The organism is Streptomyces sp. NPDC028298 (assembly GCF_055565895.1).
The window spans coordinates 59,029-83,301 of sequence record NZ_JBVHTL010000003.1; the positions used below are offsets into that span (position 1 = coordinate 59,029).

Below are 24,273 nucleotides of genomic sequence, written 5' to 3' on the forward strand. Positions count from 1 at the left end.
CCTCTTGCGGGGGGCCTTTCAAACAACACCTTCCAAAAAGGCCCCAGAGCCCTTTTCCCCTCCCTCCTTCCCCTCCCCCCCCTTTTCTTTGGGGGGGTCCCCCCCCCCCCCGAAGGCCGGAGCGGTGTACCGGGACCGAGGAGTGCGAGCGTGGGTGTAGGCGGGCGGGGTGCCGTTCTGGTGACCGGGGGCAGCGGGTTCGTCGGAAGTCAACTGGTGCGGCGGCTGCTGGAACGGGGCTACCGCGTCCACACCACCGTACGGACCACCGCGAACACGGCGAAGGTGCTGCCGCTGCGGGAGATGCAGGAGGACTTTCCCGGCCGGCTCGAACTGTTCGAGGCGGATCTGCTGGCCGATGGGTCCTTCGACGGGGCGATGCGGGGCTGCCGCATGGTCTTCCACGTGGCGTCGCCGTTCCTGATGCCGGAGAAGATCAAGGACGGCCGCCGGGACATGGTCGACCCCGCCCTGCTCGGCACCCGCAACGTGCTCGGCGGGGTGGAACGGACCCCGACGGTCGGCAAGGTCGTGCTGACGTCCACCGTCGGCGCCGTCTTCGGCGACTACATCGACGTCCGGAGCATGGACGGCGGCATCCTGTCGGAGAAGTACTTCAACACCACCAGCACGGTCGAGAACAACCCGTACCACTACGCGAAGACGCTCGCCGAGCGCGAGGCCTGGGCGGCCGAGGCGGCCCAGGACCGCTGGCGCCTGGTGTCCGTCAATCCCGGTCTGGTCCTCGGCCCGTCGCTCACCCCCGCCTCACAGTCCGGCAGCCTGTTCCTGCTGGACGAACTCTTCAAGGGCTACTTCTTCTACGGCGCTCCCGATTTCAGCTTCACCACGGCGGACGTCCGCGAGGTCGCGGACGCGCACATCGCGGCCGCGGAACACGACGGCGCCAAGGGCCGCTACCTCGTCGCGGCCGAGACGATGACGTCCTTCCACGACATGGCGCGCGTCATCCGCGCCCGGTACCCCCGGTCCCTCCGGCTGCCCCGCACCGCGCTCCCGCACTGGCCGGTCCGCGTCCTCGGCCCGGCGTTCGGACTGACCCAGGACTACATCCGCAAACACCTCGGCATCCGGTTCCCCGTGGACAACAGCCGCAGCGTGCGGGAACTGGGGATCACCTACCGCCCGGTCGAGGAGACCCTGCTCGACCACTACGAGAGCTGGAGGCACCGCAGGACGTGACGAGTCCCACGTCCGGGCCGCCGTTCAGGGCGACCAGGTAGGCTTCCCGGCAGCGCTGAGGGGAAGCGCACCTCGGTGATCATGCGAAACGCGGTCGCCCGGTCAGGTACACCGAAACGGGAGGAACCGGCGTTGCACGTCCAGGACTGGCTCGAGACGGTGCCGGCGGTCAGTATCTACGCGCTCGTGGCCCTGGTCATCGGCCTGGAGAGCCTGGGCATCCCGTTGCCCGGTGAGATCGTCCTGGTCTCGGCGGCGCTGCTCTCCTCGCAGCACGACGGCATCAACCCCGTGATCCTCGGCGTCTGCGCGAGCCTCGGGGCGATCATCGGCGACTCCATCGGCTACGCCATCGGCCGCAAGGGCGGGCGCCCGCTGCTCGCCTGGCTGGGCGCGAAGTTCCCCAGGCACTTCGGCGAGGCGCATGTCGCCACGGCCGAGCGCTCCTTCCAGAAGTGGGGCATGTGGGCCGTCTTCTTCGGCCGCTTCATCGCCCTGCTGCGCATCTTCGCGGGCCCGCTGGCCGGTGTGCTGCGGATGCCCTACTGGAAGTTCCTGATCGCCAACGTCCTCGGCGGCGTGATCTGGGCCGGCGGCACCACCGCCGTCATCTACTACGTGGGTGTCGTGGCCGAGTCCTGGCTGAAGCGCTTCTCGTACCTCGGCCTGGTCGCCGCGGTGCTCGTCGGTGTCGCCTCGATGCTGATCGTCCGCCGCAAGGCCAAGAAGGCGGCGGCGGAGCACAGCGCGGCGGAGACGGAACCCGTCCCCGCCGCCGAGTAGCGCGGCCGCCCGCACGGCCCCGCGCCACGACGCCCGCGGGCGCGACGCGTGGCCGCTCCCGGCGGCACGGATCTACTCGTGGATCTCGCGGTGCGCCTTCGCCAGTTCCACGTAGAAGACGCCGTTCAGGGACAGCCCCTCGCGCTCCTCGTCGGTCAGCGGGCGCTTGACCTTCGCCGGGACACCCGCGACGAGCGAGCCCGGCGGGACCCGCATCCCCTGCGGCACCAGCGCCTGCGCGGCCACCAGCGAGCCGGCCCCGATCACGGCGCCGTTGAGCACCGTCGCCCCCATGCCGATCAGACAGCCGTCCTCCACGGTGGCGCCGTGCAGGACGGCGTTGTGCCCGACGGAGACCCGTTCCCCGACGGTGATGGGGAAACCGGGGTCGACATGGAGACTGCAGTTGTCCTGCACGTTGCTGCCGGCGCCGATGACGATCGGGCCGCAGTCGGCGCGCAGCACCGCGCCGTACCAGACGCTCGCGCCCGCCCCCAGCGTGACGTCCCCGATGACCACGGAGGTGGGGGAGACGAACGCCTCCGGGTCCACCCGCGGATCCTTCCCGCCGATCCCCTTGATCAGCGCCTGATGCGTCGTCACCGTGTCACCGTCTCGTCGTCTCGTGGTCGGGCCTTCTCCGTACACGGGCACCGTATGTCATGGCCCCCGCGTACCTCCGGTGGGGCGAAGATCACAGCCGTGTGGCCACGTCCGCGTGGTCCGCGCTGAGTACCGTGAGCGGGTGTCCAGGAGCAAGAACACGTTCTCATCATGGCGGCGACGCCTCGCGCAGCGGGCCGTCCACGCGGGCTGGGCCTGGATGCGGCGCGCCGGTACGGTCTCGGCCGAGCAGCCGGGCCGCTTCCGTTTCGGCGCCATCGGGGAGAACACCCGACTGGCCTTCCCGCTGGGCACGGTGTTCGGCGAACCCTGGATCCACCTCGGCTCGTACTGCATCGTCGCCGAGCAGGTCACGCTGACCGCGGGCCTGATGCCCGACCTGGACCTCGGCCCCGACCCGATCCTGCGCATCGGGGACGGCGTGGTGCTCGGCCGCGGCAGCCACGTCATCGCCGACACGACCGTCACGATCGGCAACGACTGCTACTTCGGGCCCTATGTGTACGTGACGTCCACGAACCACTCGTACGACGATCCGCACGAGCCCATCGGCAAGCAGTGGCCGCGGATGGAGCCCGTGGAGATCGGGCCCGGCTGCTGGATCGGGACCAACGCGGTGATCCTGCCCGGCGCGCGGATCGGCCGGAACGTCGTGGTCGCCGCGGGTGCGGTGGTACGCGGTTCGGTGCCGGACCACTCCGTCGTCGCCGGAGCCCCCGCCAAGGTCGTCCGGCGGTGGGACCCCGTCGCCGGATGGCAGCCGCCGCTGCGCACACCGCCGCCGGTGCCGATTCCCGACGGGGTCACCCCCGAGCAGTTGCAGGCGCTCTCGGAGCTGGACGAGGAGACGATCGCCCGGCTCGCCGAGCTCGACCTCGACCCGCTGGACGCGGCCGACGACGTCCACGCGCCGTCGGGGGACGTCCGCGCGGAGTCCTGACCCGGGGAGCGGCCGGTTCGGTCGATCCGGCTCAGCCGGTCGCCAGCAGCACCGTGCCGACCAGGGCCAGCGCAGCACCGGTGGCCTGCACCCCGCGCAGCCGCTCCCTGAGGACACCGCGCGCGGCCAGGGCCGTGACCACCGGGTAGAGCGAGGCCAGGACGGCGGCGACGGTGACCGGGCCGTGCTGGGCGGCGACCGAGTACGTGCCGTTGGCCGCGACGTCGGCCAGGCCCACGAAGGCGAGCGCGGGCAGCGAGGCCCAGGGGAAGCCGCCCTCGGGAAGGGCGGCGCCGCCGCGCCGGACGGAGACGGCCAGGGCCGCGCCGCCGGTGACGACATTGGTCACGCGCTGCACGAACAGCGCCAGGAAGAGGCCCGTGACCGACGACGAGGCCTCCGCGATCAGCGCGAACACCGTGCCGAAGCCGGCGGCCGCGATCAGCGTCAGCAGGATCGCCTGCCGCTGCACCGGCGCGCCCCGGAGCTGGGGCCCGCCCGCGAGCACGACACCCGCGACGGCGACCGCGATGCCCGCGATCTGGATCAGTCCGGGGCGCTCCCCGAGGAACAGGCCGACACCGATGGGGACGGCCACGGCCAGGGAGCCGAGCGGCGAGACCACGCCCATCGGTCCGAGGGCCAGCGCCTTGTAGAAGGAGAGCAGCGCGACCGGGCCCACCAGACCGGCGGCGACCGCGAACCACAGCTCCGGTCCCGCGGCGCTCCAGCCTCCGGTGGCCAGCACGATCGCGCCGAGGACCACCGCCGCGATCGACTGGGAGGCGACGACCACCGTCAGCGCGGGTGTGCGCCGGGTGAGCAGACCTCCGCCGAAGTCGGCCAGGCCCCACAGGAGGCTGGTGGCCAGGGCGAAGAGTGCTGTCACGGGGGGCCTCGCAGTACAGTTCGGTGAACGATCAGGTGCATCACACGATAGTTCACCTGATTGAACTCTGTCATTCAAAATATTGGACGGAATGTGTCGGATCTCGAGCTGCTGACTCAATCCCTGGCGCGCAACGTGAAGCGCTGGCGCACCGAGCGCGGCTTCACCCTGGAGGCGCTCGCCGCTCGCGCCGGAGTCAGCCGCGGCATGCTCATCCAGATCGAGCAGGCCAGGACCAATCCCAGCCTGGGTACCGTCGTCAAGATCGGTGACGCGCTCGGCGTCAGCATCACCACCCTCCTCGACTACGAGCAGGGGCCCCGGGTCCGGATCGTCCCCGCCGAGCAGGCCGTCCGCCTGTGGCACACCGACTCGGGCAGCTACAACCGGCTGCTGGCCGGCACCGAGGCGCCCGGCCCGCTGGAGATGTGGGACTGGCGGCTCATGCCGGGCGACGGCAGCCCTTCCGACCCGCACCCCGCCGGCACCGTCGAACTCGTGCACGTCATCTCGGGCGACCTGACCCTGAGCGTCGACGGCGTCGACCACCACGTCCCCGAGGGGGCGAGCGCGTCGTTCGAGGCCGACACCCCCCACACGTACGCCAACCGGGGCGAGGTCCCGGTCGAGATGGTCATGGCCGTGTCCGTCCCGCTCGTGCACTGAGGCCCGGCGCCGCCCGGCCGGGGCCTGCCGGGCCGGCCCCGGCGGCCTCCCGCCGGGCGGGTCCGCGGGACTGTTAGCGTGCCGTCATGCGCGCACCCATCGGACAGTTCGAAGACGCCTCCCCGGCCCCCGACCGCCTCGACGAGCTCGTCGGCCCCGTCGCCGACGCCGTGCGCGGGTGGCGCGGCGGCACCCCCGCGGAGCAGATCGTCTACGTCGAGACGAACCCCGAGTGGGCCGACACCGCCGTCTTCGTCGAGCACTACGGCAAGGAACTGCTCGACACGTCCGCCAACTGCGTGGTCGTCGCGGGCAAGCGGGGCGGCGAGACCACATTGGCCGCGTGTCTCGTCCTGTCCGCCACCCGTGTCGACGTCAACGGTGTCGTACGCCGTCAACTGGGCGCGCGGAAGGCCTCGTTCGCCCCGATGGACCTCGCGACCGGCGAGACCGGCATGGAGTACGGCGGCATCACTCCCGTCGGACTCCCGGCCGACTGGCCGGTGTTGATCGACCCGGCCGTGGTGGAACTGCCGTACGTGCTGGTGGGCAGCGGCCGCCGGCGCGGCAAACTCCTGGTACCGGGCAAGGCGTTCGCCGAACTGCCGAACGCCGTGGTGCTGGAGGGACTGGGCATCGCCGGATGACGCGCGTCCGGTCGTGAGGCGTGCCCGTCCGGCGGGGCCGCTGTGCGCCGTCGGCGAAGTGGGGTCTCCGCCGGGTACGGGGACGGCCGACTCCCGTCGGTCCGAGTGATCCAGGTGTCATGCGGCTGGTGTCGTCCCCGTACCCATGCCGACGCGGCCGAGCGGCGTCGTTCGTTCAGGCCGCGCCGTGGTGGGCCAGCGTCCGGTGCGGATCCGCTTCGCCCGGCGCCCGGGCCGGATCGGCGTGGACCAGGGCGGCGGTCAGCCTCGGTACGGCGTGCAGCAGGGCGTGTTCGGCGTTCACGGCGATGTCGTGGGCGTGACGTACGGTCGCCTCGCCGTCCACCACGACCGCCACCTCGGCGCGCAGCCTGTGCCCGATCCAGCGCAGCCGCAGTTCCCCCACGTCGCGCACGCCTTCGACCCGCCGCAGCGCCTGCTCGGCCCGGTCCACCAACTCGGGCTCCACGGCGTCCATCACGCGCCGGAACACCTCCCTGGCGGCGTCGCGCAGCACCAGCAGGATCGCGGCGGTGATCGCCAATCCGACCAGCGGGTCGGCGAGTTGCCATCCGAGGGCCGCGCCGCCCGCTCCCACCAGCACGGCGAGTGAGGTGAATCCGTCCGTACGGGCGTGGAGCCCGTCCGCGACCAGGGCAGCCGAGCCGATCTCGCGCCCGACCCGGATGCGGTACCGGGCGACCCACTCGTTGCCCGCGAAGCCGATGAGCGCCGCGACCGCGACCGCCGGGAGGTGCCGCACGGGCTGCGGGTCGAGCAGCCGGCCGACCGCCGCCCAGGCCGCGAAGGCGCCGGAGGCCGCGATCGTCAGGACGATGACGATGCCCGCCAGGTCCTCCGCCCTCCCGTAGCCGTAGGTGAAGCGCCGGGTCGCCGCTCGGCGGCCCAGTGTGAAGGCGACTCCGAGTGGCAGGGCGGTCAGTGCGTCGGCCGCGTTGTGCACGGTGTCGCCGAGCAGCGCCACCGACGCCGACAGGACGACAACGGCCGCCTGTGCCAGCGCCGTTGTGCCGAGGACGGCCAGGGAGACCCACAGCGCCCGCATGCCCCGGGCCGACGCCTCCAGCGCGGAGTCGAGCTTGTCGGCCGTCTCGTGGGAGTGCGGAAAGAGCAGATGGCGCAACCGGCCCCCGCGCCCGTCCCCGTGACGGTGGTCGTGGCCGTCGTGGCCGTCGTGGCTGTCGTGCGCGTGGTGATGGCCGTGCCGGTCGTTCACGTGCGTCCCCTTCCGTGCGCGGGAGTGGACGCGCCGGCGTCCACGAGGCCATTATGTGCGTATGAGCGCACGCATGCACCTATCACCTGCGCACGATACGCACCCGCGCACGCCCGGCGAGGAGCAGTTCACGCTCGCGGCCGAGATCCTCGCCCTCCTCGCCGATCGCACCCGCCTCACGCTGCTGCACGCCCTGACCGGCGGGGAAGCCGATGTCACGACGCTGACGGAGAAGTGCGGAGCGGCCCGTCCGGCCGTCAGCCAGCACCTGGCCCGGCTCCGTCTCGCCGGGCTCGTGAACACGAGGAAGGAAGGGCGCCGGGTGGTCTACTCGCTCGGAGACGGTCATCTGCGCCGGGTGGTCGACGAGGCGCTGAACCTGGCCGACCACCGGCTCTCCGATCGCCCGGCGCACGACTGAGGCCGGGCGCGGGCGACGCTGTCAGCGACTGAGCGTGCCGTCGTTCGTGACCGCGCGGTCGTCGGCGAAGGGGCCGTCGTCCTCGCCCTCCTCCAGCAGGGTCGCCGCCGCGCCCACGATGCTCGGGTCGGGGCTGCCGACGACCTCCGCGTCCTTGTCGGCGTAGGCGAAGCGGGCCAGGACGCTGCGCATGGCCTCGACGCGGGCCCGCTTCTTGTCGTTGCTCTTCACCACGGTCCAGGGCGCCTGCGCGGTGTCCGTCTCGCGGAACATGGCGACCTTGGCCGCCGTGTAGTCGTCCCAGCGGTCCAGCGAGGCCAGGTCCATGGGGCTCAGTTTCCACTGCCGTACGGGGTCGACCTGACGGATCGTGAAGCGGGTGCGCTGCTCACTCTGCGAGACGGAGAACCAGAACTTGATCAGGTCCACTCCGTCGTCGACGAGCATCCGCTCGAAGGCGGGCGCCTGCCGCATGAAGCGCCGGTACTCGTCGTCGGTGCAGAAGCCCATCACCCGCTCCACGCCCGCCCGGTTGTACCAGGACCGGTCGAACATCACGATCTCGCCCGCGGTCGGCAGATGCTCGACGTACCGCTGGAAGTACCACTGCCCGCGCTCCCGCTCGGTCGGCTTCTCCAGCGCCACCACACGGGCGCCGCGCGGGTTGAGATGCTCGGTGAACCGCTTGATCGTGCCGCCCTTGCCCGCCGCGTCGCGCCCCTCGAAGACGACGACGAGCCGTCGGCCGGTCTCCTTGATCCAGCTCTGCAGCTTCAGCAGTTCGATCTGCTGGAGCCGCTTGTGCCACTCGTACTCCTTGCGCTCCATCCGTTGCGGGTACGGGTAGTTCTCCCGCCAGGTGTCCACCGGGCTGCCGTCCGGCCGGATCAGAACCGGGTCGTCGTGGTCGGTGTAGTCCACCCGCATCCCTGCCAGCAGTTCCGTCATCCGGTCCTCCTCTGCCCGTGGTCCGATTGTCCGCCGATCACGTTGTTCCCGCCGTTTCAGTGGAATTGCGGAACGATCAGATAGATTCCGTACGCCACCACGGCCGCGCAGCCGAGGAAGCAGAGCGTGGCCTGGGCGAAGCCCAGGGTGTCGCCGCCGGCGCCGTCGTCCCGCGCGGCCTCGACGCGGGCGAGGCCCAGCACGCCGAGCGCGAAGACGACGACCGTCGCGACGGTGACCCCGAGGCTCACCGCGGCGACCTCGCCGAGCGCGGTCCAGTCGAGATGCATCCGGGAACCCTCCTTGGCTCAGGCGGCCGTGCCGACACCGGCCGGCGCGGCCGTACGGACGGCGACCGTGTGGTGGTCGTTCACGTTCGAGGCGTGGACGGGGTTGCGGCGCGAGGCGGCGACGATGGCGGAGGCGACCGCCACCGCGACGAGGGCGATGACCACGGTGCCGACGGTCCCGCCGTGCTTCACCACGCTCGCGGACACACCGCCGACCAGTGCGGCGGCCGGCAGCGTGATCAGCCAGGCGACCGCCATCCTGCCCGCGGTCCCCCAGCGCACCTCGGCAAGTTTCCTGCCCAGTCCGGCGCCGAGGATGCCCCCCGAGCAGACCTGCGTCGTGGAGAGCGCGAACCCCAGGTGAGCGGAGGTGAGGATCACCGTCGTGGAGGCGGCCTCGGCGGCGAAGCCCTGCGGCGACCGGATGTCGGTGAGCCCCTTGCCCATGGTCCGGATGATCCGCCAGCCGCCCAGGTAGGTGCCGAGTCCGATGGCGAGTCCCGCCGAGGCGATGACCCACACCGGCGGACCGGCGTCATGGCCGAGCGCGCCCGCCGAGATCAGCGTGAGCGTGATGACGCCCATCGTCTTCTGCGCGTCGTTCGTGCCGTGCGCCAGCGACACCAGGGAGGCCGAGGCGATCTGCCCGAGCCGGAACCCCCTGGTCACCGACTTCTCGCGGGCGCGGGCGGTGAGCCGGTACGCGAGGTAGGTGGCCATCAGCGCGGCGACCCCCGCCACGAGCGGCGAGGCCACCGCCGGGATCAGGATCTTCTCGGCCACCTTGTCGAAGTGGACACCGTTCTCGCCCGCGCCGACCCACACGGCGCCGACGAGTCCGCCGAACAGGGCGTGCGAGGAACTGGAGGGAAGCCCGAACAGCCAGGTCAGGAGGTTCCACAGGATCGCCCCGACGAGACCCGCGAAGATCATGCCGGGGGTGACGAGCGTGTCGTCGACGATCCCGCCGGAGATCGTCTTGGCGACCTCGGTGGACAGGAACGCACCGCCCACGTTCAGGACGCCGCTGATGAGGACCGCTGTCCGCGGTTTGAGGGCCCCGGTCGCGATGGACGTGGCCATCGCGTTCGCCGTGTCGTGGAATCCGTTGGTGAAATCGAAGGCCAGAGCCGTGACGATGACGACCGCCACGAGGAACGTGATGTGGTCCATCCCTCGATGGAAGCAATCCGAGGCGTACGGAGGGAGAACCGGAGAAGAAGGCGACGCGAGTCGGAGTCGAGATGCCCGCACATCGGCCCTCGCGACCTCGACATCGGCGCACTGAGCAGGGTTTGACGCGCCATCAAGAGGGGCCGGACTGGCTGCCGCCCTGCTGGGCGGGCCGTGGGGGCGGGCCGCCGTCCCTGGTTCGCGGCGGTGGTCAGTCCTGTCTCAGGTCGACCCATTCCGCGGTCTCGCCGGGGAGGACGTAGCGCTCGATCTCCGAGAAGCCGTGGCGGCGGGCGAAGCGCAGGCCGTCCTCGTTGGAGGCGAGGACCACGGTCTCGATGACCTTGGCCCCCATCGAGCGGGCCTGTTCCAGCCCGCGCGCGTACAGCTCCGCGCCGAAACCCCGCCCGCGGTGTTCGGCCAGGACGCGCGCGATGACGGTCGCCGTCGCGCTGTCGCCGGTGGGTGGACGCACCGTCGTACAGCCCACGAGGACGTCACCGAGGTAGGCGACCTCCAGGCGGTAGCGCCGGGCGCGCTCGCGCACCTCGTCGAGCGACATCGCGGCGGGCGGGACGATCACGTTGTGGACGTGCTGCCAGTCCGCGAGGCGGGTCTCGTCGGTCGGCGCTTCGACGCGAAGGGTGGTGGGCACCCGAGCAGGAAACCGGTGCGGGCCCCCCGCCGTCAACTGCATTGACCCAGGCGGCCGTCGGGCCGCTCCTGCCGGTGCGGCCCCCGTCGGCGTCAGCCCAGGCGCGGGATCTCGATGGCCGGGCAGCGGTCCATCACCATGTCCAGCCCCGCGGCACGTGTCCGCTCGTACGCTGCCTCGTCGATCACGTCGAGCTGGAACCAGACGGCCTTGGCGCCGACGGTGACGGCCTCGTCCGCGATCGGCCCGGCGAGGTCGCTGTTCACGAAGACGTCGACGACATCGACCTCGAAGGGGATGTCCGCGAGGGAGGCGTACCCCTGCTCCCCGTGGACGGTCTCGGCCTTCGGGTGCACGGGCACGATCCGCTTGCCGTAGCGCTGGAGGACGTCCGCGACTCCGTGGGCCGCGCGGCGCCGGTTCGACGACAGCCCGACGATCGCCCAGGTGTCGCCCGTCTCGGTCAGGATCCTGCGGATCGTCTCTGAGTCGCCGTACACGCTCGGCCTCCAGGGGGGAATCGGTCAGAGTCTGCCACTGTCGTCAACAGTGAGCGGGGCGCGCTGATTCCGCCCGTCGTGCGTTCGCAGATGGTCGAGGAGCAGACGGTTCAACGTCTCGGGTGCCTCCTCCGGGATCCAGTGGCCGAGGTCCGGCAGGATCTCGAAGCGGTACGGCCCGTCGACCCAGCGCGCCGTCTCCCGCGCGGGGCCCGGCCCGAACGCGGTGTCCCCGGTGCTCCAGACGTACAGCGTGGGCACCTCGACGACGCCGATCTCGCCGTCGGGGCGGCCGGACCGGTACCAGTTCAGCGCCGCGGTCATGGCGCCCGGCCGGGTCAGATGCCGGACGTAGGCGTCGGCGCTGGCCCGCGGGACCTTGTCCCCGTACAGCGAGCGGAGCAGCCGGGCGTCGTCGGCCAGCATGCGGTTCTCGGTCGCGGGCGCGTCGCGCCAGTCCTTCATGTACTGGGAGCGGGCGCGCTGGTCGTCGTCCGAGCGCAGGGCCTCGGCGAGGGCGCCCGGATGCGGGGTGGAGACGACCGTCAGGGTGCGTACGCGGTCCGGATGGCCGACGGCGGTCCACCAGGCCACCGCGCCGCCCCAGTCGTGGCCGACCAGGTCGAACGCCGGCCAGCCCAGTTCCTCGGTGATCGCGAGGACGTCCGCGACCAGGACACCGATGCGATAGTCCTCGGCCCGCTCCGGGCGCACCCCGGGGGAGTAGCCGCGCTGGTCCGGCGCCACGACGCGGTGGCCCTCGGCCGCCAGCGCCGCGATCTGCCGCCGCCAGGCCAGACCCGTCTGCGGGAAACCGTGCAGCAGCAGTACCGGGCGACCGTCGGGCGGACCCGCCGCGACGGCGTCGAAGACACCGGCGGCGGTGGAGATGCTGATCCCGTTCACGACCCACTCCTTGATACCGACTGGTCGGTCAGCTTTCCGGCGACGGAAGCGGATTGTCAAGGCCGCGTCCGCGTCCGGTGCGACGAACGTCCGGCCGCGGTCCTCGAACCCGAACGGACCGTACGGCAGACGCTGTTCAGGGCGGTGGCCGCCCGTCGGCCGGTATCGCGGGCCCCACTCCGGTGGCGGGCAGGGGCGGGCGCGCGGGCGCGTGTCCGGAACGGCCCCTACCTCCCCGCACCCGCCCGCGCGTCCGCCTAGGCTCACCCCGTGCTCCGTATCCTCGACGCCCGAACGGGCGAACCCGTCGACGCAGCCCTCGCCCGCCGCGGCCTCGTCCGCGTCCACGCGCGCCCGCCCGGGTCGGGCGTCACGAGCCTGCGCGTGCTCCTGGTCGCCGACGTCCTGATGCGGGCCCTGGAGATCGGCGGCAACCCGGCCTGGGCGACGCTGACCTCGGCGCCGGAACCGGCGGAGGCGGGGGACCGGACGGACCCCGCACGCCCCGACGCCACCTGGGGTGAGGCGGGGCTCCGGGCACGCGCCGCCGAACTGGGGATCCGGCCGTTCGAGGAGCACCGGGACACGGAACCGGGACCGGCGGCGGCGCGGACCATCGACGTGGTCGCGCAGGGGGCCGAGGCGGCGGAAGGGCCCCGTGTCGAGGTCGCGCCGGTCGACGCCGGACAGGGGTCCACCATCGCACCCGGGGATCCCACCGCACTGCGGCTGGCGCTGCTCGCACGGCGACGGGACCTGCCGCTGAGCCTCGACGCCGAGGCGCTCACGGAGGCCGCGGACACGCTCGCGCGCTGGCGTGCCGCGGTCGCCGGATGGGCGGAGCGGCCCTCCAAGCCGATCCCCGAGGACGTGCGCCTGCGGTTGCGCGCCGCCTGGGAGGACGACCTGGACGTGCCCGCCGTGCTGGACGTCCTGCGGTCGGTGGAGACCTCCGGCATCCCGGAGGGCGCCCGGTTCGAGACGTACGCCCACGCCGACCGGCTGCTCGGCCTCGAACTCACCCGCGAGATCGGGTCGTCGCTGTGACCGTCCGCGCGGCCGGCGGGCCGAGGCGAAGACTCGTCGTCCTGCGGCACGCCAAATCCGCCTGGCCCGACGGGGTGCCCGACCACGAGCGGCCGCTCGCCACACGCGGCCGTCGTGACGCCCCCGCCGCCGGGCGCGCTCTGGCGGAGGCCGACCTGCTGCCGGACCTCGCGCTGTGCTCGACCGCCGTACGCGCCCGGGAGACCTGGGAGTTGGCCGCACGGGAGTGGGGCACCCCGCCGTCCGTCCTGCTCGACGGGCGGCTGTACGGGGCGGACGTACCGGAGTTGCTCGAAGCCGTCCGCGAAGTCCCCGAACACGTACGGACCCTGCTGCTGATCGGGCACAACCCGGGGCTCGAGGAACTGGTCCTCGAACTGGCCGGGGACGGCATCGACGACACACTGGACCGGGTCCGCTGGAAGTTCCCGACGTCGGCCGTCGCGGTCCTGGCCTGGTACGGCGGCTCCTGGGGCGAACTCGGCACCGGGGACGCGCTGTTGACGGACGTGGTCGTGCCGAGGGGCAAGAAGGAGTGACCCTCGACCGGGACGCGCCACGGCGCCCGACCGCGGGCCGGGACGCGGGCCGCGCCATGTGTGCGGTCGGTGTGTGACCCGGGGCGGCCTACGCGGCCTGCCTGCGCCGCGTGGGCCCCGCACCCCGCGCGTGGAGGCGTGGTGATCGTCGGGCCCGGTTTGCCGTCCCGGCCTCCGGTCGTGGGACGGGCTGTGGCGGCATGGGGTCGTCCTCGCCCCGGCCTTCCGGGCGCCCGCGCGCGGCAGGGGATCGCCGCCTCGCGCGGGGGCGCCGTCCCGGCCCGTGCGGCGCGCCCGCGCGCAGCGCATACGCTGGCGTGATGCAGGACGAGTACCGCACAGTCGCCCACGCCGGCGTGCACGAGACCGAGGTCAACCGCTCCCGGTTCCTGTGCGCCCTCGCCCCGGCCGCCACCGAGCGGGAGGCCCAGGACTTCATCGCCGCCGTGAGGAAGGAACACACGGACGCCACGCACAACTGCTTCGCGTACGTCATCGGGGCCGACGGCGCCGTGCAGAAGGCGAGCGACGACGGCGAACCGGGCGGCACCGCGGGTGTCCCCATGCTCCAGATGCTGCTGCGCCGTGACATGCGCTACGTCGTGGCCGTCGTCACGCGCTACTACGGCGGGGTCAAGCTGGGCGCCGGCGGACTGATCAGGGCGTACGGCGGCTCGGTGGGCGAGGCGCTGGACGCGCTGGGCACGATCACCCGCCGCCGTTTTCGGCTGGCCACGGTGACCGTCGACCATCAGCGGGCCGGCAAGGTCCAGAACGATCTGCGCTCGACCGGCCGCGAGGTACGTGATGTGCGTTACGGCGAGGCCGTCGCCATCGAGATCGGGCTGCCGGACGCCGATGTGGAGTCCTTCCGGGCCTGGTTGGCCGACGCGACCGCGGGGACGGCCGGCTTCGAGCTGGGCGGGGAGGCCTACGGAGACGCCTGACAATTCGGTCAATTGTGAATGAACGGGGGTGCTGTGGCCTCGGTCGGGGTGGGCCGATACGGGAGTAACCGCCCGTGATGTCAGACCCGGCCGTTACCCTTCGGGGATCATGAGGCTCCTGCACACTTCCGACTGGCATCTGGGCCGGGCGTTCCACCGGGTGAACATGCTCGACGCCCAGTCCCGCTTCATCGGCCATCTCGTCACCACCGCGCGCGAGCGCGAGGTCGACGCGGTGGTCGTCTCGGGAGACGTGTACGACCGTGCCGTGCCGCCCCTGGCCGCGGTCCAGCTCTTCGACGACGCCCTGCACCGCCTGGCCGACCTCGGTGTGCCCACGGTGATGATCTCGGGGAACCACGACTCGGCACGCCGCCTCGGCGTCGGCGCCGGACTCATCGGCCGAGCGGGCGTCCATCTGCGCACCGACCCCGCCGGGTGCGGCACCCCGGTGGTGCTCGCCGACGCCCACGGGGACGTCGCCTTCTACGGCCTGCCCTACCTCGAACCCGCCCTGGTGAAGGACGAGTTCGCGGTGGAGAAGGCGGGCCACGAGAGCGTGCTCGCGGCCGCCATGGCCCGCGTGCGCGCCGACCTCGCCGGCCGCGCGCCGGGCACCCGCTCCGTCGTCCTCGCCCACGCCTTCGTCACCGGCGGCGAGGTGAGCGACAGCGAACGGGACATCACCGTCGGCGGCGTCGCCTCCGTGCCCGCCGGGGTCTTCGACGGAGTCGACTACACGGCGCTCGGCCATCTGCACGGCAGCCAGACCATCACCGAACGCGTCCGCTACTCGGGGTCCCCGCTGCCGTACTCCTTCTCGGAGGCCGACCACCGCAAGACCATGTGGCTCGTGGACCTCGGCCCCGACGGCTCCGTGGAAGCCGAGCGGATCGACTGCCCGGTGCCCCGCCCGCTCGCGCGTCTTCGCGGACACCTGGAGGACCTGCTCGCCGACCCGGCGCTGGAGCGGCACGCGGACGCCTGGGTCGAGGCGACCCTCACCGACCCGGTGCGGCCCGCCGACCCCATGGCCCGACTGGCCGAGCGGTTCCCGCACACGCTCAGCCTCGTCTTCGACCCCGAACGCTCCCCGCAGGCCCCGGGCGTCTCCTACGCCCGCCGGATCGCGGGCCGCAGCGAGGAGCAGATCGCCGAGGACTTCGTGGCCCATGTGCGCGGCGTGGGTCCCGACGCCCGCGAACAGACCGTGCTCCGGGACGCGTTCGACGCCGTCCGGGCCGACGAGACCGTACGGGAGACCGCCCGGTGACCGCACGTCCGCAGCACACCCAGAGGGCCACCCGCCCGGAGACCGAGGGAGACCGATGAGGCTGCACCGCCTGGACATCACCGCCTTCGGCCCGTTCGGCGGCGCCCAGAGCGTCGACTTCGACGACCTCTCCGCCGCCGGGCTCTTCCTGCTGCACGGTCCCACGGGCGCGGGCAAGACCTCCGTCCTCGACGCCGTCTGCTACGCCCTGTACGGAGCGGTTCCCGGCGCCCGGCAGAGCGGCCAGGGCCTCGGCCTGCGCAGCGACCACGCGTCGCCCGAGATCCGCACCGAGATCCGCCTCGAACTCAGCGTCGCCGGACGCCGGCTGGAAGTCACCCGGCAGCCGCCCTGGGAGCGCCCCAAGCTGCGCGGCAAGGGCATGACGACCGAGAAGGCCCAGAGCTGGCTGCGCGAGTACGACTCCACCGCCGGCTCCTGGAAGGACCTCAGCCGCTCCCACCAGGAGATCGGCGAGGAGATCACCCAGCTCCTCGGCATGAGCCGCGAGCAGTTCTGCCAGGTCGTGCTGCTGCCCCAGGGCGACTTCGCGCGCTTCCTGCGCGCCGACGCCGAGGCCCGCGGCAAACTGCTCGGCAGACTCTTCGACACCCACCGCTTCGCCGAGGTCGAGAAGCGCCTCGCCGAGCGGCGCCGCGCCGCCGAGGCCGAAGTACGGTCGGCGGACACCGCGTTGCTGGCCGACGCGCACCGTATGCAGCAGGCGGCCGGACGCGTCGTCGAGGAACCGCTGCCCGACCTCACCCCCGGCGACCCGGGCCTCGCCGAGTCGGTGCTCGCCTGGGCCGCGGTCGCCCGCAGCACCGCGCGCGAGGCGCTGACCGTCGCCCGATGCGCCCGAGGGTCCGCCGAATCGGCCCAGGCCGCGGCCGACCGTGTGCTCGACGACGTACGCGAAGTGGACCGGCTGCAACGCCGGTTCACCGAGGCGCAGGAACGGGCCGCGCGACTCGAGCAGCGCGCCGACGCCCACCACGCCGACCGGACCCGCATGGAACGGGCCCGCAAGGCCGAGGCCGTGGCCCCCGCGCTCGACCTGCGCGACACCGCCGAGGCGGAGCACCGCCGTGCCGCCGCCGAGGAGACCCGCGCGCGTGCCGCCCTGCCCGAGACGTTCGCCGGTGCCGGAGCACCCGGTCTCGCGACCGCCGCGCGCAAGGCCGCCGAGGAACTGGGCGGCCTGGAGTCGGCACGCCGCGCCGAGCGACGCCTCGGCGAACTCGGCGCGGAGCGCGCCTCCTTGGACCGCCAGGAACGCGCCGACGACGAAGTCCTCCAGGACGCCGAGAGCTGGCTCGCCGACTGGGACGAGACCCGCGCGGGCGTCGAGGCGCGGGTCGACTCCGCGCAGGAGGCCGCGGCACGCGCCGAACAGCTCGCCGTCCAGCGCGAACCGGCCGTCAGGCGGCTCTCCGCGGCCCGGCTGCGCGACGAACTGGCGCGGGACACCGAAGCCGCCCACGCCCGGAGCCTGGCCGCGCGCGAGCGGGCCACGCAGGCGCACGCCCACTGGCTCGACCTGAAGGAACAGCGGCTCCAGGGCATCGCCGCCGAACTCGCCGCGGGTCTGGTCGACGGCGAGTCCTGCGCCGTGTGCGGTGCCACCGAACACCCGGCACCCGCCCGCAAGGTCGACGGCCATGTCGACCGTGAGACGGAGGAGCGGGCACTCGCCGCCTACCGAAGCGCCGACGAACAGCGCGCCGAGGCCGAGCGCCGCCTCGGCGTCGTCCGCGAGGCGCTGGCCGCCGCGACCGCCGAGGCGGGCGACGCGTCGACCCGGCAACTCGAGGAGCAGGCCGAGGAATGGGAGCGCCTGCACACCGAGGCCCGGACCGTGGCCTCCGGGCTGCACGCCGCGCGCGAGGCCCGCGAGCAGGCCGAGCGGGAACACGAACGACGGCTGACCGTCCAGCAGGAGGCCGCCCGCCGCGTCGCCGCGCGGGCCTCGCACCGCGATTCCCTAGACCGCGAGAGGGCTTCGCTGGAAGGGGAGTTGGAGCAGGCGCGCGGCGCGGCCGGGAGCGTGTCCGAGCGGGCCACGCAGTTGGAGCGGCAGGTCGCGCTGCTCACCGAGGCCGCGGACGGCGTCCGGGCCGCGGAGGACATCGCGCGGCGCCTGAAGGACGCCGACGCGCGTCTCGCCGACGCCGCCTTCCGTGCCGGTTTCGACACCCCGCAGGCGGCGGCCGCCGCGATGCTCGACGACGTGGCCCACCGTGATCTGCAACGGCGGCTCGACGCCTGGCAGTTGGAGGAGTCCTCGGTCCGTGCCGTGCTCGCCGAGGCGGACACCACGGCCGCCGCGCGGCGCCCTCCCGTCGACCTGCCGGCCGCCGAGCAGGCGGCCGAGTCCGCCGCCCGACGCCTGCGGGACACCGCGTCGGCGCAGGACGCGGCGGCCCGGCGCTGCTCCGAGCTCGACGCGCTCTCCACCCGGGCGACCGCGGGAGCCCGCCGGCTCGCCCCGCTGCGCGAGGAGTACGAACGCGTGGCCCGCCTCGCCGGTCTCGCGGCCGGCACCTCGGCGGACAACGAACGCAGGATGCGTCTGGAGGCCTACGTCCTCGCCGCCCGGCTGGAGCAGGTCGCCGCCGCGGCGACCGTCCGGCTCCAGCGGATGTCCTCGGGGCGCTACACCCTGGTGCACTCCGACGACCGGGCGGGCCGCGGACGCAGCGGGCTCGGACTGCACGTCGTGGATGCCTGGACCGGACGCGAGCGTGACACGGCGACGCTCTCCGGCGGCGAGACCTTCTTCGCCTCCCTCGCCCTCGCCCTCGGTCTCGCGGACGTGGTCACCGACGAGGCCGGCGGGGTGCGGCTGGACACGCTCTTCATCGACGAGGGCTTCGGAAGCCTCGACGACCAGACCCTGGACGAGGTGCTCGACGTCCTCGACTCGCTGCGGGAACGCGACCGCAGCGTCGGCATCGTCAGCCACGTCGGCGACCTGCGCCGCCGCATCCACGCCCAGCTCGAGGTGGTGAAGGGCAGAACGGGATCGGTCGTGCGGCAGCGGGGCGCTTGACCGTCCGTCTCCGGCGGTGGGCCCTTCCCGGGCCGTCACCGTTCCGGGGCCATGGCTGTGCCGGCCGCGACCGGAGCGGTCCAGGGCCGGGCAGACGCGAATGGTCGGACGGGCCCTAGTGGCCCAGCGGCCGGCGTGGCAAGGGTGAGGAGTAGACGACGCTCGTCGTCACCGACCCGAGCGTGCCGATCTTGCCCGACACCGTCTCCAGATGCCCCATCGACCGGGCGGCGACCTTGATGACGAAGCAGTCGTCGCCCGTGACGTGGTGTGCCTCCAGGATCTCGGGCGTGACCTCGACGAGATCGTGGAACGGCTTGTAGTTGCCGTTCGGATATCTGAGCCGGACGAACGCCAGGATCGGCAGCCCCAGGCTCTCGGGGTCGACGACGGCCGCGTACCCCTGGATGACACCCGCCTCCTCCAGCCGGCGCACCCGCTCGGTGACCGCGCTCGCGGACATGGAGACGGCCCGGGCCAGCTCGGCGAAACTGGCCCGGCCCTCCCGCTGGAGGACGTCGAGGATGCGCCAGTCGGTGGCGTCCGGGGAATACGCGGTCATCCCGGATGAATACCAGGAGAATCCCCGGCCGATCAATGGCACAGCCGTGGATCGTCACTTCAGGACGCGGCCCGGTCACCGTAGATTTCTGGTCGGGAAGTCCCGCGGGGTGAGGTGCGGAGGAAGCACCGGGGTGGCAAGGGCGGCATCCGTCCGGCGGGGCCACGTTCACGAAAGGCCAGGCCATGACTGCGACTGCCGAAGGCGTCACGAAGAACACGGTGACCGGCTCCACGCCGACGACGAACGCCGTCCTGCGGGTGCCGCCGACGTCCCCGGCCGCGGCCGCCGCCTACTTCGGCGCGAGCCTCGCGTTCCACGCGGACGTGTCCGACGTGGCGGCGGCCCTCGCGGCCGGCGGCGACCCCGGGTTCGTCGTCCTCGACTCCCGCTCCACCGCGTCCTGGGACCAGGGCCACGTCCCCGGCGCGGTCCACCTGCCCACGGGGCTCATCCCCGAGCAGGCCGAACGGCTTCTGGACAAGTCGGTGCCGGTCGTCACCTACTGCTGGGGACCCGGATGCAACGGCGCGACCCGCGCGGCCCTCGCCCTCGCGGAACTCGGCTTCCACGTCAAGGAGATGCTGGGCGGCTTCGAGTACTGGGCGCGCGAGGGCTTCGAGTTCGAGACCTGGAAGGGCCTCGAGCGCCGCGCCGAGGACCCGTTGACCGCGCCCGTGGACGCGGAGGACTGCGGCTGCTGACCGCGCGGAACGGGGGCCGGACCGACGTTTTCGGCCCCCGTGTCCCGCCGGTGTCCGGATTCCGTTTCCCGGGGCCGCACGCTCTATGGGGGCGGACGCGTGCCGTGTAACTTCTGCGCATGCCAAGATACGCGGACCCCGGTGCGGTCCAGTGGGTGGAGTCGGGCGGCGGACCCCTCATAGTGATTCCGGAGACGGTGCTCCCGTTCTGGTCCGGGGCCGACGGCGACGACCTGTCCTGCGACTACGACCGGGCCTGTGACGTCGACGGGTTCATCGGCCTCCTGCCCGTGGGCGACACCAGGGCCCTGGTCCTCGGCGACGATCCCGCCTCGACCGCCTACCTCCCCGAACACGGCGCCTTCGTCCGCTGGTGCGCCGCCGATTCCGAGGACGAACTGCTCGCCGTCGTCCCGGCCGCACTGGCGCAGGCCCGCTGGGAGCGGGAGGTGGAGTGGACGGTGCCCGGCCCCGTCGTCCTGTTCGACGCCGCCTGGCCCGGCACCGCCTCCGGAAGCACGGATCACCTGAGGGTGATGCTCGAACCGGGCCGGTACGGGGTCCGCGCGGCCCGCGTCGAACCGGGTCCCGAGACGTGGGTCGGACTCGTACAACTGCGTCGATTGACGCCCTGACGCCCCGACGCCCTGATTCCGAGGCCGTGCCGCTGATGCGCGCGGCGGCCGGGAGGCGGCCGCCGCGCGGGGCCGTCAGAGCCGGGAGAGCTCGTCCACCAGGTCGTCCAGACCCAGGGAACCCTGGGACAGGGCGGCCATGTGCCAGGCCTTGGCGTCGAACGCGTCACCGTGGCGCTTCTTCGCGTTCTCACGGCCCAGCAGCCAGGCACGCTCGCCGAGCTTGTAGCCGATGGCCTGGCCGGGCATCGTGAGGTAGCGGGTCAGCTCGCTCTCCACGAAGTCGGCCGGCCGGCTGCTGTGCGCGCCGAAGAACTCCTGCGCCAGGTCCGGAGTCCACCGCTCGCCCGGGTGGAAGGGGGAGTCGGCGGGGATCTCCAGCTCCAGATGCATGCCGATGTCGACGATGACCCGGGCGGCCCGCATCATCTGCGCGTCGAGGTAGCCGAGCCGCTGCTCCGCGTCGGTCAGGAAGCCGAGCTCGTCCATCAGCCGCTCCGCGTAGAGCGCCCAGCCCTCGCAGTTGGCGCTGACCTGGCCGACGGTGGCCTGGTAGCGGGAGAGGTCGTCGACGACGTACGCCCACTGCGCGAGCTGGAGGTGATGGCCGGGCACCCCCTCGTGGTACCAGGTCGAGACGAGATCGTAGACGGGGAAGCGGGTCTGCCCCATGGTGGGCAGCCAGGTGCGGCCCGGCCGCGAGAAGTCCTGCGAAGGAGCGGTGTAGTACGGGGCCGCCGCACCGCCGGGCGGCGCGATGCGGGACTCCACCTTCCGTACCGGCTCGGCGAGTTCGAAGTGCGTGCCGTCCAGGGCGGTGATCGCCTCGTCCATCAGCCCCTGGAGCCACTGCTGGACCTCGTCGACGCCCTCGATGTGCCGGCCGTGCTCGTCGAGGTGGGCGAGCGCGACCCAGGGGGTCGCCGCGCCGGGCAGGATCTTCTCGGCCTCGGTCCGCATCTCGGCGAGGAGGCGGTGGTACTCGGCCCAGCCGTACGCGTACGCCTCGTCGAGGTCGAGATCCGTTCCGTTGAAGTAGCGCGCCAGCCGGGCGTACCGCTCCTGGCCCACGGTGTCCGGCGCGCCCTCGATCGTCGGCGCGTACACGTCGCGCATCCAGTCCCGCAGGGCGATCACGGCCTCGGTCGCGGTACGCGCCGCCGCGTCCAGCTCCTCGCGCGCGGAAGCCGGGCCCGCCGAGACGAAGTCCTCGAACCAGCCGAGGCCCGCTCCGTCCGTGTCCGACCACTCCGTGAGCTGTTCGATGAACGTCGCGGTCGGCCGCGGTCCCGCGTACAGCTTGCGGTCGAGCCCCAGCGCGAGGGACTCCCGGTAGCCGGCGAGGGCGTCCGGTACCGCGCGCAGCCGCTCCGCGACCGTGGTCCAGTCCTCGTCCGTCTCCGTCGGCGTCAGGGTGAAGACCTGCCGGACCGAGTGCACCGGTGTGTGCAGATTGCCGACCGCCCGCAGGCCCTCGCCGGCCTCGTGGACGGCGAGCGCCGCGGTGAGCCGCTCACGCAGCAGCCGGGCGCACCGGCGCTCGATGTCACGGTCCGCGCCCGGCCGCCCCTCCGCCTCCTCCAACCGTGCGAGGGTCACCCGCGCGAGCTCGGCCACGGCCTCCTGGCCGGCGGGCGAGTTGTCGGGGAGCCTGCCGTGGCTCTCCTTCACACCGAGATAGGTACCGAGAACCGGGTCGAGGGCGATGAGCTCGTCGACGTACGCGTCGGCGACCTCGCGGGGCAGCGGGTTCTTCGTCTCTGACATGCGCACATACTCATACGGGCACGGGCGCCGCGTCAGCCCGCTGTTCCGGGCTTCTCATCGCATCAGCCGGATTTGGCCGGGGACGATGTGCCCGGCGCGGCCGGCGGCAGCAGAGGGCCGCAGTCCCACTGCTGGAATATCAGCCGCGTCTCGACCCGTGCCACCTCACGCTGCGAGGTGAACTCGTCGAGCACCAGCCGCTGCAGGTCCGCCATGTCCGCGACCGCGACATGCACCAGGTAGTCGTCGGGGCCGGTCAGGTGGTAGACGGTCCGCGACTCCGGCAGCACACGGATCCGGTCGACGAAGGGCCCCACCAGTTCCCTGCGGTGCGGCCGGACCTGTACGGACAGCAGCGCCTCCAGACCCCGTCCGAGCTTCGCCGGGTCGAGCCGTAGCTGATGGCCGAGAATGACTCCCGCCCGGCGCAGCCGGGTCACCCGGTCCAGACACGTCGACGGCGCGACGCCGACCTGAGCCGCGAGATCGCGGTAGGTCGTCCGTGCGTCGTTCTGCAGCAGCCGCAGCAGATGAAGATCCACCGGATCGAGTACGACAGAATCGGCCATGGCGCGAACGTAACACGGGAGGCGCACCCGAAAGCCCGCCCGGTGTTCAGGCTTCGGCGCATGGACTCCGTTGTGTACGACACGCAGGGCGCGCAGGACGCGCAGGACGGCCTGAGCGGAAGCGGCCAGATCGTCGCGGCTCCGGCCAGGGCACTCGCCACGGAAGCCGTGCACGCCGGCCGGGAGGATCTGGCGGCGCTGGGGCTGCACGCGGCCCCGATCGACCTGTCCACCACGTACCCCTCGTACGACAGCCGCGGCGAGGCCGCCCGCATCGACGCCTTCGCGGCCGACGGCGCCGAACCCGAGGGCCCGCCCGTCTACGCCCGCCTCGGCAATCCGACCGTCGCCCGCTTCGAGACCGCCCTCGCCCGCCTCGAGGGCACCGAGAGCGCGGTCGCCTTCGCCAGCGGCATGGCCGCGCTGAGCGCCGTCCTCCTCGTACGCAACGCGATGGGCCTGCGCCATGTCGTCGCGGTCCGTCCGCTGTACGGCTGCAGCGACCACCTCCTGACGGCCGGGCTGCTCGGCACCGAGGTCACCTGGGTCGACCCGGCCGGGATCGCCGACGCGCTGCGGCCCGACACGGGTCTCGTGATGGTCGAGTCCCCGGCCAACCCGACGCTCGCCGAACTCGATCTCCGGGCCGTGGCGCACGCCTGCGGGACCGTCCCGCTCCTCGCCGACAACACCTTCGCCACCCCTGTGCTGCAACGCCCCGTCGAGCAGGGCGCGCGACTCGTTCTGCACAGCGCCACCAAGTACCTGGGCGGCCACGGGGACGTGATGGCCGGGGTGGTCGCGTGCGACGAGGAGTTCGCGCGCAAGCTGCGCCAGGTGCGGTTCGCGACCGGAGGCGTTCTGCATCCGCTGGCCGGCTATCTGCTGCTGCGCGGCCTGTCGACGCTGCCCGTCCGGGTCCGGGCCGCCTCCGCGAACGCCGCGGAACTCGCCCGCCGCCTCGCCGGTGATCCGCGCGTCGCCCGCGTCCACTACCCGCGCATCGGCGGAGCCATGATCGCCTTCGAGGTGCACGGCGACCCGCACGACGTCATCGCCGGGGTCCGGCTGATCACTCCGGCCGTGAGCCTGGGCAGCGTCGACAGCCTCATCCAGCACCCGGCCTCCATAAGCCACCGCATCGTCCCCTCGGCGGACCGCCACGACTCCGGCGTCAGCGACCGTCTGCTGCGCATGTCGGTGGGCCTGGAGGACGTGGACGACCTGTGGTCCGACCTGGACTCGGCCCTGGGGTCACGCGCCGGGGAATGAGACCGGGGGAACGGGGGGAGGGAG

26 protein-coding genes are annotated in these 24,273 nt (G+C 72.7%); 14 read left to right on the forward strand and 12 right to left on the reverse strand.

The window, feature by feature from the left end:
• Window positions 1–150: 150 nt before the first annotated feature.
• Window positions 151–1,203, forward strand: coding sequence for an NAD-dependent epimerase/dehydratase family protein (locus ACZ4TO_RS15435; RefSeq protein ID WP_468024400.1), 1,053 nt, complete (start codon window positions 151–153; stop codon window positions 1,201–1,203).
• Between the two features lie 132 nt (window positions 1,204–1,335).
• The gene (locus ACZ4TO_RS15440; protein ID WP_382796970.1) at window positions 1,336–1,986 is read left to right on the forward strand and encodes a DedA family protein; all 651 of its coding nucleotides are present in this window, start codon (window positions 1,336–1,338) and stop codon (window positions 1,984–1,986) included.
• Window positions 1,987–2,058: 72 nt separating this feature from the next.
• Here ACZ4TO_RS15440 and ACZ4TO_RS15445 read toward each other — a convergent pair whose 3' ends face one another.
• Window positions 2,059–2,589: a gamma carbonic anhydrase family protein gene (locus ACZ4TO_RS15445; protein ID WP_468024401.1), complete on the reverse strand. Its 531-nt coding sequence runs from the start codon at window positions 2,587–2,589 to the stop codon at window positions 2,059–2,061.
• Window positions 2,590–2,731: 142 nt separating this feature from the next.
• Here ACZ4TO_RS15445 and ACZ4TO_RS15450 point away from each other — a divergent pair, with 142 nt between their 5' ends.
• A complete protein-coding gene (locus ACZ4TO_RS15450; RefSeq protein WP_385040370.1) occupies window positions 2,732–3,550 on the forward strand; it encodes an acyltransferase in 819 nt (272 codons plus the stop codon).
• 31 nt (window positions 3,551–3,581) lie between these two features.
• Here ACZ4TO_RS15450 and ACZ4TO_RS15455 read toward each other — a convergent pair whose 3' ends face one another.
• On the reverse strand, window positions 3,582–4,439 hold the full coding sequence (locus ACZ4TO_RS15455) for an EamA family transporter (RefSeq protein WP_385040367.1): 858 nt from the start codon (window positions 4,437–4,439) through the stop codon (window positions 3,582–3,584).
• 93 nt (window positions 4,440–4,532) lie between these two features.
• On the opposite strand from ACZ4TO_RS15455, the gene ACZ4TO_RS15460 reads away from it, so the two are divergent.
• Both ACZ4TO_RS15460 and ACZ4TO_RS15465 read left to right on the forward strand, forming a co-directional pair.
• Complete coding sequence (locus ACZ4TO_RS15460) at window positions 4,533–5,105, forward strand: helix-turn-helix domain-containing protein (RefSeq protein ID WP_468024402.1); 573 nt, start codon at window positions 4,533–4,535, stop codon at window positions 5,103–5,105.
• 86 nt (window positions 5,106–5,191) lie between these two features.
• Entirely contained in the window at window positions 5,192–5,752 is a 561-nt protein-coding gene (locus tag ACZ4TO_RS15465) for a YbaK/EbsC family protein (RefSeq protein ID WP_385040364.1), read from the forward strand.
• Between the two features lie 175 nt (window positions 5,753–5,927).
• Here the strand turns inward: ACZ4TO_RS15465 and ACZ4TO_RS15470 are convergent, their stop codons facing one another.
• Complete coding sequence (locus ACZ4TO_RS15470) at window positions 5,928–6,989, reverse strand: cation diffusion facilitator family transporter (RefSeq protein WP_468024403.1); 1,062 nt, start codon at window positions 6,987–6,989, stop codon at window positions 5,928–5,930.
• A 61-nt stretch (window positions 6,990–7,050) separates the two neighbouring features.
• On the opposite strand from ACZ4TO_RS15470, the gene ACZ4TO_RS15475 reads away from it, so the two are divergent.
• Entirely contained in the window at window positions 7,051–7,410 is a 360-nt protein-coding gene (locus ACZ4TO_RS15475) for an ArsR/SmtB family transcription factor (RefSeq protein WP_382796956.1), read from the forward strand.
• Between the two features lie 21 nt (window positions 7,411–7,431).
• On the opposite strand, the gene ppk2 is transcribed toward ACZ4TO_RS15475, so the two are convergent.
• From ppk2 to ACZ4TO_RS15505, 6 genes are all read right to left on the reverse strand, one after another.
• A complete protein-coding gene (gene ppk2 / locus ACZ4TO_RS15480; RefSeq protein WP_468024404.1) occupies window positions 7,432–8,358 on the reverse strand; it encodes a polyphosphate kinase 2 in 927 nt (308 codons plus the stop codon).
• A 56-nt stretch (window positions 8,359–8,414) separates the two neighbouring features.
• On the reverse strand, window positions 8,415–8,648 hold the full coding sequence (locus ACZ4TO_RS15485; protein WP_468024405.1) for a hypothetical protein: 234 nt from the start codon (window positions 8,646–8,648) through the stop codon (window positions 8,415–8,417).
• Between the two features lie 18 nt (window positions 8,649–8,666).
• Window positions 8,667–9,821, reverse strand: a complete 1,155-nt coding sequence (locus tag ACZ4TO_RS15490) for an inorganic phosphate transporter (protein WP_468024406.1) — start codon at window positions 9,819–9,821, stop codon at window positions 8,667–8,669.
• Between the two features lie 211 nt (window positions 9,822–10,032).
• A complete protein-coding gene (locus ACZ4TO_RS15495; RefSeq protein ID WP_468024407.1) occupies window positions 10,033–10,518 on the reverse strand; it encodes a GNAT family N-acetyltransferase in 486 nt (161 codons plus the stop codon).
• Between the two features lie 50 nt (window positions 10,519–10,568).
• A complete protein-coding gene (locus tag ACZ4TO_RS15500) occupies window positions 10,569–10,976 on the reverse strand; it encodes a CoA-binding protein (protein WP_385040349.1) in 408 nt (135 codons plus the stop codon).
• 24 nt (window positions 10,977–11,000) lie between these two features.
• Complete coding sequence (locus tag ACZ4TO_RS15505) at window positions 11,001–11,882, reverse strand: alpha/beta fold hydrolase (protein WP_468024408.1); 882 nt, start codon at window positions 11,880–11,882, stop codon at window positions 11,001–11,003.
• A gap of 270 nt (window positions 11,883–12,152) precedes the next feature.
• Between ACZ4TO_RS15505 and ACZ4TO_RS15510 the strand changes: the two genes are divergently transcribed.
• The 5 genes from ACZ4TO_RS15510 to ACZ4TO_RS15530 all read left to right on the forward strand — a co-directional run bounded on the left by ACZ4TO_RS15510 (window position 12,153) and on the right by ACZ4TO_RS15530 (window position 18,740).
• Window positions 12,153–12,929: a hypothetical protein gene (locus ACZ4TO_RS15510; protein ID WP_468024409.1), complete on the forward strand. Its 777-nt coding sequence runs from the start codon at window positions 12,153–12,155 to the stop codon at window positions 12,927–12,929.
• Window positions 12,926–13,468 (forward strand): SixA phosphatase family protein, encoded by a 543-nt coding sequence (locus ACZ4TO_RS15515; RefSeq protein WP_385040340.1) that lies wholly within the window; start codon window positions 12,926–12,928, stop codon window positions 13,466–13,468. The genes ACZ4TO_RS15510 and ACZ4TO_RS15515 overlap by 4 nt, the downstream gene beginning before the upstream one ends.
• A gap of 320 nt (window positions 13,469–13,788) precedes the next feature.
• The gene (locus ACZ4TO_RS15520; protein ID WP_382796940.1) at window positions 13,789–14,415 is read left to right on the forward strand and encodes a YigZ family protein; all 627 of its coding nucleotides are present in this window, start codon (window positions 13,789–13,791) and stop codon (window positions 14,413–14,415) included.
• A 109-nt stretch (window positions 14,416–14,524) separates the two neighbouring features.
• Window positions 14,525–15,688: an exonuclease SbcCD subunit D gene (locus ACZ4TO_RS15525; RefSeq protein ID WP_382796939.1), complete on the forward strand. Its 1,164-nt coding sequence runs from the start codon at window positions 14,525–14,527 to the stop codon at window positions 15,686–15,688.
• Window positions 15,689–15,743: 55 nt separating this feature from the next.
• Window positions 15,744–18,740, forward strand: a complete 2,997-nt coding sequence (locus ACZ4TO_RS15530) for an AAA family ATPase (protein WP_468024410.1) — start codon at window positions 15,744–15,746, stop codon at window positions 18,738–18,740.
• Between the two features lie 115 nt (window positions 18,741–18,855).
• On the opposite strand, the gene ACZ4TO_RS15535 is transcribed toward ACZ4TO_RS15530, so the two are convergent.
• Window positions 18,856–19,302, reverse strand: coding sequence for an Lrp/AsnC family transcriptional regulator (locus ACZ4TO_RS15535; protein ID WP_328454876.1), 447 nt, complete (start codon window positions 19,300–19,302; stop codon window positions 18,856–18,858).
• 185 nt (window positions 19,303–19,487) lie between these two features.
• Between ACZ4TO_RS15535 and ACZ4TO_RS15540 the strand changes: the two genes are divergently transcribed.
• Together ACZ4TO_RS15540 and ACZ4TO_RS15545 are read left to right on the forward strand one after the other, a co-directional pair.
• The gene (locus tag ACZ4TO_RS15540; RefSeq protein ID WP_468024411.1) at window positions 19,488–20,006 is read left to right on the forward strand and encodes a rhodanese-like domain-containing protein; all 519 of its coding nucleotides are present in this window, start codon (window positions 19,488–19,490) and stop codon (window positions 20,004–20,006) included.
• 119 nt (window positions 20,007–20,125) lie between these two features.
• Window positions 20,126–20,641, forward strand: coding sequence for an immunity 21 family protein (locus tag ACZ4TO_RS15545; RefSeq protein ID WP_382796935.1), 516 nt, complete (start codon window positions 20,126–20,128; stop codon window positions 20,639–20,641).
• A 75-nt stretch (window positions 20,642–20,716) separates the two neighbouring features.
• Here ACZ4TO_RS15545 and ACZ4TO_RS15550 read toward each other — a convergent pair whose 3' ends face one another.
• A complete protein-coding gene (locus ACZ4TO_RS15550; RefSeq protein ID WP_468024412.1) occupies window positions 20,717–22,408 on the reverse strand; it encodes a DUF885 domain-containing protein in 1,692 nt (563 codons plus the stop codon).
• A gap of 62 nt (window positions 22,409–22,470) precedes the next feature.
• On the reverse strand, window positions 22,471–22,977 hold the full coding sequence (locus ACZ4TO_RS15555; RefSeq protein WP_382796931.1) for an Lrp/AsnC family transcriptional regulator: 507 nt from the start codon (window positions 22,975–22,977) through the stop codon (window positions 22,471–22,473).
• A 60-nt stretch (window positions 22,978–23,037) separates the two neighbouring features.
• On the opposite strand from ACZ4TO_RS15555, the gene ACZ4TO_RS15560 reads away from it, so the two are divergent.
• Window positions 23,038–24,249 (forward strand): trans-sulfuration enzyme family protein, encoded by a 1,212-nt coding sequence (locus ACZ4TO_RS15560; protein ID WP_468024413.1) that lies wholly within the window; start codon window positions 23,038–23,040, stop codon window positions 24,247–24,249.
• Window positions 24,250–24,273 lie beyond the last annotated feature (24 nt).

What these genes read in the sequence shown, in the direction of transcription:
- ACZ4TO_RS15465 (WP_385040364.1), top strand. Translation starts at nt 5,192, where the DNA reads ATGCGCGCACCCATCGGACAGTTCGAAGACGCCTCCCCGGCCCCCGAC.
- ACZ4TO_RS15475 (WP_382796956.1), top strand. Translation starts at nt 7,051, where the DNA reads ATGAGCGCACGCATGCACCTATCACCTGCGCACGATACGCACCCGCGC.
- ppk2 (WP_468024404.1), bottom strand. Translation starts at nt 8,358, where the DNA reads ATGACGGAACTGCTGGCAGGGATGCGGGTGGACTACACCGACCACGAC.
- ACZ4TO_RS15485 (WP_468024405.1), bottom strand. Translation starts at nt 8,648, where the DNA reads ATGCATCTCGACTGGACCGCGCTCGGCGAGGTCGCCGCGGTGAGCCTC.
- ACZ4TO_RS15490 (WP_468024406.1), bottom strand. Translation starts at nt 9,821, where the DNA reads ATGGACCACATCACGTTCCTCGTGGCGGTCGTCATCGTCACGGCTCTG.
- ACZ4TO_RS15495 (WP_468024407.1), bottom strand. Translation starts at nt 10,518, where the DNA reads ATGCAGTTGACGGCGGGGGGCCCGCACCGGTTTCCTGCTCGGGTGCCC.
- ACZ4TO_RS15520 (WP_382796940.1), top strand. Translation starts at nt 13,789, where the DNA reads ATGCAGGACGAGTACCGCACAGTCGCCCACGCCGGCGTGCACGAGACC.
- ACZ4TO_RS15525 (WP_382796939.1), top strand. Translation starts at nt 14,525, where the DNA reads ATGAGGCTCCTGCACACTTCCGACTGGCATCTGGGCCGGGCGTTCCAC.
- ACZ4TO_RS15530 (WP_468024410.1), top strand. Translation starts at nt 15,744, where the DNA reads ATGAGGCTGCACCGCCTGGACATCACCGCCTTCGGCCCGTTCGGCGGC.
- ACZ4TO_RS15535 (WP_328454876.1), bottom strand. Translation starts at nt 19,302, where the DNA reads ATGACCGCGTATTCCCCGGACGCCACCGACTGGCGCATCCTCGACGTC.
- ACZ4TO_RS15540 (WP_468024411.1), top strand. Translation starts at nt 19,488, where the DNA reads ATGACTGCGACTGCCGAAGGCGTCACGAAGAACACGGTGACCGGCTCC.
- ACZ4TO_RS15545 (WP_382796935.1), top strand. Translation starts at nt 20,126, where the DNA reads ATGCCAAGATACGCGGACCCCGGTGCGGTCCAGTGGGTGGAGTCGGGC.
- ACZ4TO_RS15550 (WP_468024412.1), bottom strand. Translation starts at nt 22,408, where the DNA reads ATGTCAGAGACGAAGAACCCGCTGCCCCGCGAGGTCGCCGACGCGTAC.
- ACZ4TO_RS15555 (WP_382796931.1), bottom strand. Translation starts at nt 22,977, where the DNA reads ATGGCCGATTCTGTCGTACTCGATCCGGTGGATCTTCATCTGCTGCGG.
- ACZ4TO_RS15560 (WP_468024413.1), top strand. Translation starts at nt 23,038, where the DNA reads ATGGACTCCGTTGTGTACGACACGCAGGGCGCGCAGGACGCGCAGGAC.